We start from the raw sequence: 3,875 nt of genomic DNA on the forward strand, positions 1-3,875 counted from the left end.
AATCGTACAGCTGGCCGCCGACCAGGGCATTGCCCTCACCCTCGACGGCGATATCGGCTGGCAACTGTGGCCCAACATCGCCCTCAAACTGGAAGGGGTCAAACTCGCGCCCCTCGCGCTGCCGCGGGAATCCCTGCTGGAAGCGGACAAGGTCGCCGTGGGCGTGGCGTTGATGCCGCTGCTCGGCAAGCGCATCGAGGCCAAGGAAATTGTCCTGCTCGGCCCCCAGGTTGCACTCACCGTGGACCAGAACGGCAAGGGCAACTGGGAGCTGATCACCGACGCCATGGACGCCAAGGCCGAGGCGGACAAGCAGCGTCAGGAAAAAGAACCGCCGAAGCTGGAGGTGGCACCGGCGGAAGAACAAGCGCCCGCCGGCGAACTGCACCTGGCCCTGGAGCAGCTGCGCCTCGAAGACGGGTTCCTGCGCTACAGCGACCAACAGGCGGGTACCGAATACACCATCAGCAAACTGCGTATCACCGCCGACAACCTGGTGCCCGGCGGCAAGCCCGGCGATGTGCACCTCAGCGCGGAACTGGCCGGCAGCGCCCTGCCGGAAGCCATCACCCTGGATCTGGACAGCAGCCTCGCCATCGACAAGGGCCTCAACGGCCTGCGCCTGCAACCGGCAAATATCAAGCTCACCAGCGCCAACGGCGCCGAAGCGCAACTGAACCTGCGCGGCAATGTGCACCGGGTCAAAGCGGATACCCCCTGGCAGGTACAGCTGAACCTCAATGCCAAGGCGGAGCCCCTCACCGGCTGGATCGCCGCAGTGGGCAGCGACTACAAGGCGCAGAGCGCCGAAGTGCTGCGGGAGTTCAGCCTCGAATCCGACATCAGTGGCAGCGACAAGCAACTCAGCCTCGAGCCTCTGCAACTGACCCTCGACGGTCTGACATTCAGCGGCAGCGCCAGCTACCAGGCCGGCGATGTGCCCGGCGCATCCCTGACCCTGCGCGGGGCAGAGCTGAATGTGGACGACTACCTGCCGCCGCCGGTTGCCACTCCGGAAGGAGAGGAACTCGCCGCCGACGTGGCCGCCGCCCAGCCGGTACCGCTGCCACTGGAAGCCATGCGCGGCTTCAATGCCAGCCTCGACCTGAAGCTGGAAAAGGTGCGCGCACTGGATTTCGATATCGACCAGCCGCAACTGGCGGTGAAGGTCACCAACGGCCTGTACCAGCTCAACCAGCTTGCCGCTGATCTCTACGGCGGCAAACTGAATAGCACCGGCGTATTCAATGCCCGCGGCAAATCCGCCCGCGGCGAACTGAGCGGCGGCCTCACCGGGGTGGAAATATCCAAGGTGCAGGAAGCGCTGTTTGCCAGCGATGAGCCGGAAGCAGCGGATCAGAAAAAAGTCACTCTGTCCGGGCGCACCGACCTCACCTGGGTAGCCCAGACCAGCGGCGCCGACACCCTGGCGCTGCAGAAGAACCTGCACGCCGCGGTGCAGCTCAATTCCGCAGAACTGGCACTGGCCCCGTTCAACCTGGAAAAGGGCATGTGCCAGCTGGTGAGCTACGCGGAGAAAACCCCGCTGCCGGAGAAAGAGTGGCCCCAGAGCACCCGCCTGCAGGACCTGCGCGCCGGCATCAACCTGGATGGCGACGTGGCCAAGGTGCAGCAGATCAACGCCGGGGTGGAAAACATCGCCCTTACCGGCGACGGCACCGTGGACCTGGGCAAGCAGGAATTCGACTTCGCTCTCGGCCTGGCGCTCACCGGCGAGAAGACTTCCGGCAACGGCTGCTCGGTGCAGAACGACCGCTGGCGCGACCGCCCGCTGCCGCTGCGCTGCAAGGACAGCTTCGGCGACGCCGGCGCCACCACCTGCAAACCGGACAGCCGCCGCCTCGACGACCTGATCCGCGACGAACTGAAATACAAGGCGGAGAAGAAGTACGGCGACAAGGTCAAGGAGAAGGTCGACGAGCTGAAAGACAAGTTCAAGGGCCTGTTCGACCGCGACAACTGATCCCGGCCTCGCTCGTCATCCCGGCGCAGCCCGGTATGACGAAGCGACAATTCCAAGTACGATGGGCACCCTCAGTGGTGCCCATTTTTGTTTTGACCCATGCCCAAGCCCCTCACTCCCGCCAAATTCCAGCAGGCCCTGCTCGCCTGGTTCGACCAGCACGGTCGCCACGATCTGCCGTGGCAGCAGAACATCAACCCCTACCGGGTGTGGGTGTCGGAGATCATGCTGCAGCAGACCCAGGTCACCGCGGTCATCCCCTATTACCAGCGCTTTATGGAATCCTTCCCAACGCTGGAAGCGCTGGCCACGGCCAGCCAGGACGCGGTACTGGCTCACTGGAGCGGCCTCGGCTATTACGCTCGCGCGCGCAATCTGCATAAATGCGCCCAGGCGGTGGTGAGCCAGCACGGCGGCAAGTTCCCACAGGATGTGGAGGCACTGGCGGAGCTGCCGGGCATTGGCCGCTCCACCGCCGGCGCCATTGCCAGCATCAGCATGAACCTGGCCGCACCGATTCTGGATGGCAATGTGAAGCGGGTACTGGCTCGCATGCACGCGGTGGACGGCTGGCCGGGACAGACAACGGTGGCCAAGCGCCTGTGGGAGATAGCGGAACGCTATACACCGGAGTCCCGCACCGGGGACTACACCCAGGCGATGATGGACCTGGGGGCTACCCTGTGCAGTCGCGCGAGACCCGCCTGCGAGCGCTGCCCCTTCGCAAAAAACTGCACCGCCCACGCCCAGGGCAACCCGACGGATTACCCGGGCAAGAAGCCGAAAAAGGAAAAGCCGGTACGCCAGACTACCCTGTTGCTGATCGAACACGATGGCGAACTGTACCTGGAACAGCGCCCGGCCACCGGCATCTGGGGCGGGCTGTGGATTCCGCCACAGCTGGAGGGCGACGACGGCGGTGAGGCCAGCGCCCAGGAGTGGCTGGCATCCCGGGACCTGAGCGCCGGCGAGGTCCAGCCGCTGCCGCCCATGCGCCACACCTTTACCCACTTCCACCTGGATATACACCCTGTGTGGATACAACTGCCGGCCAGACCCAGCCAGGTGGCGGAAGGCTCCAGCGGCTGGTATAAACTGCGCCAGCTCGACCGGCCCCGGTCCGCACAGGACCTGGGACTGCCGGCGCCCATTGCCAAGCTGGTGAAACAGCTGGTGGCACTTCGGGCTCCCCTGCTGGAGCCCTGTTGAGAGAACCTGAGGAGAACCCATGTCCCGTACCGTCTTCTGCCGCAAATACCAACAGGAACTGGAAGGTCTCCCCAACCCGCCCTTCCCCGGCCCCAAAGGCCAGGATATCTTCGAGAACGTCTCCGCCAAGGCCTGGCAGGAGTGGCTGGCGCATCAGACCATGCTGATCAACGAGAAACGCCTCAACATGATGGAACCCTCCACCCGCGCCTATCTCGCCGAGCAGATGACCAAGTTCTTCAGCGGTGAGGACTACGACGCAGCGGAAGGCTTCGTACCGGAAGACCAGCAGTAAAAGGCGCCGCGATCGAGGATAGCCACGCCGGGTAAGCGACCGCTTACAAACGGGAAAACTATTTATCAATCAAGGGGTTGACTCCCCCCGAGAGAGCAGGTTTAATACGCGCCTCGCTGCCGGGGACAACCCCGAACAAAGCGAAGCCCAGATAGCTCAGTCGGTAGAGCAGGGGATTGAAAATCCCCGTGTCGGTGGTTCGATTCCGCCTCTGGGCACCATACAAAAAGCCGCTCCCGAAAGGGTGCGGCTTTTTTTATGGTTCACGGAGGTGGATGAGAACCACCGATGTGGTTCGACTAATCGCGCCAGCGATTTGCAACGAGCGCGCCAGCGCGAAGCCCGCAGGGGCAGAACAGCCCTTAGGCTGTTCTGATTCTTCCGCCT

Annotated in this window: 3 protein-coding genes and 1 tRNA gene; all 4 read left to right on the forward strand. The window is 63.8% G+C overall.

What is annotated here, in order from left to right; all coding sequences use genetic code 11:
* Positions 1–1,984 (forward strand): AsmA family protein (locus tag QZ511_RS16445; protein WP_295804143.1); only part of this gene is annotated, 1,984 nt, incomplete at its 5' end.
* 99 nt (positions 1,985–2,083) lie between these two features.
* On the forward strand, positions 2,084–3,193 hold the full coding sequence (gene mutY, locus QZ511_RS16450) for an A/G-specific adenine glycosylase (RefSeq protein ID WP_295804146.1): 1,110 nt from the start codon (positions 2,084–2,086) through the stop codon (positions 3,191–3,193).
* 19 nt (positions 3,194–3,212) lie between these two features.
* Positions 3,213–3,488, forward strand: coding sequence for an oxidative damage protection protein (locus tag QZ511_RS16455; protein ID WP_295804148.1), 276 nt, complete (start codon positions 3,213–3,215; stop codon positions 3,486–3,488).
* A gap of 145 nt (positions 3,489–3,633) precedes the next feature.
* Positions 3,634–3,709 (forward strand) — tRNA-Phe (locus tag QZ511_RS16460).
* Positions 3,710–3,875: the final 166 nt, after the last annotated feature.

The organism is uncultured Microbulbifer sp. (genome assembly GCF_913055755.1).
Lineage (GTDB): Bacteria > Pseudomonadota > Gammaproteobacteria > Pseudomonadales > Cellvibrionaceae > Microbulbifer.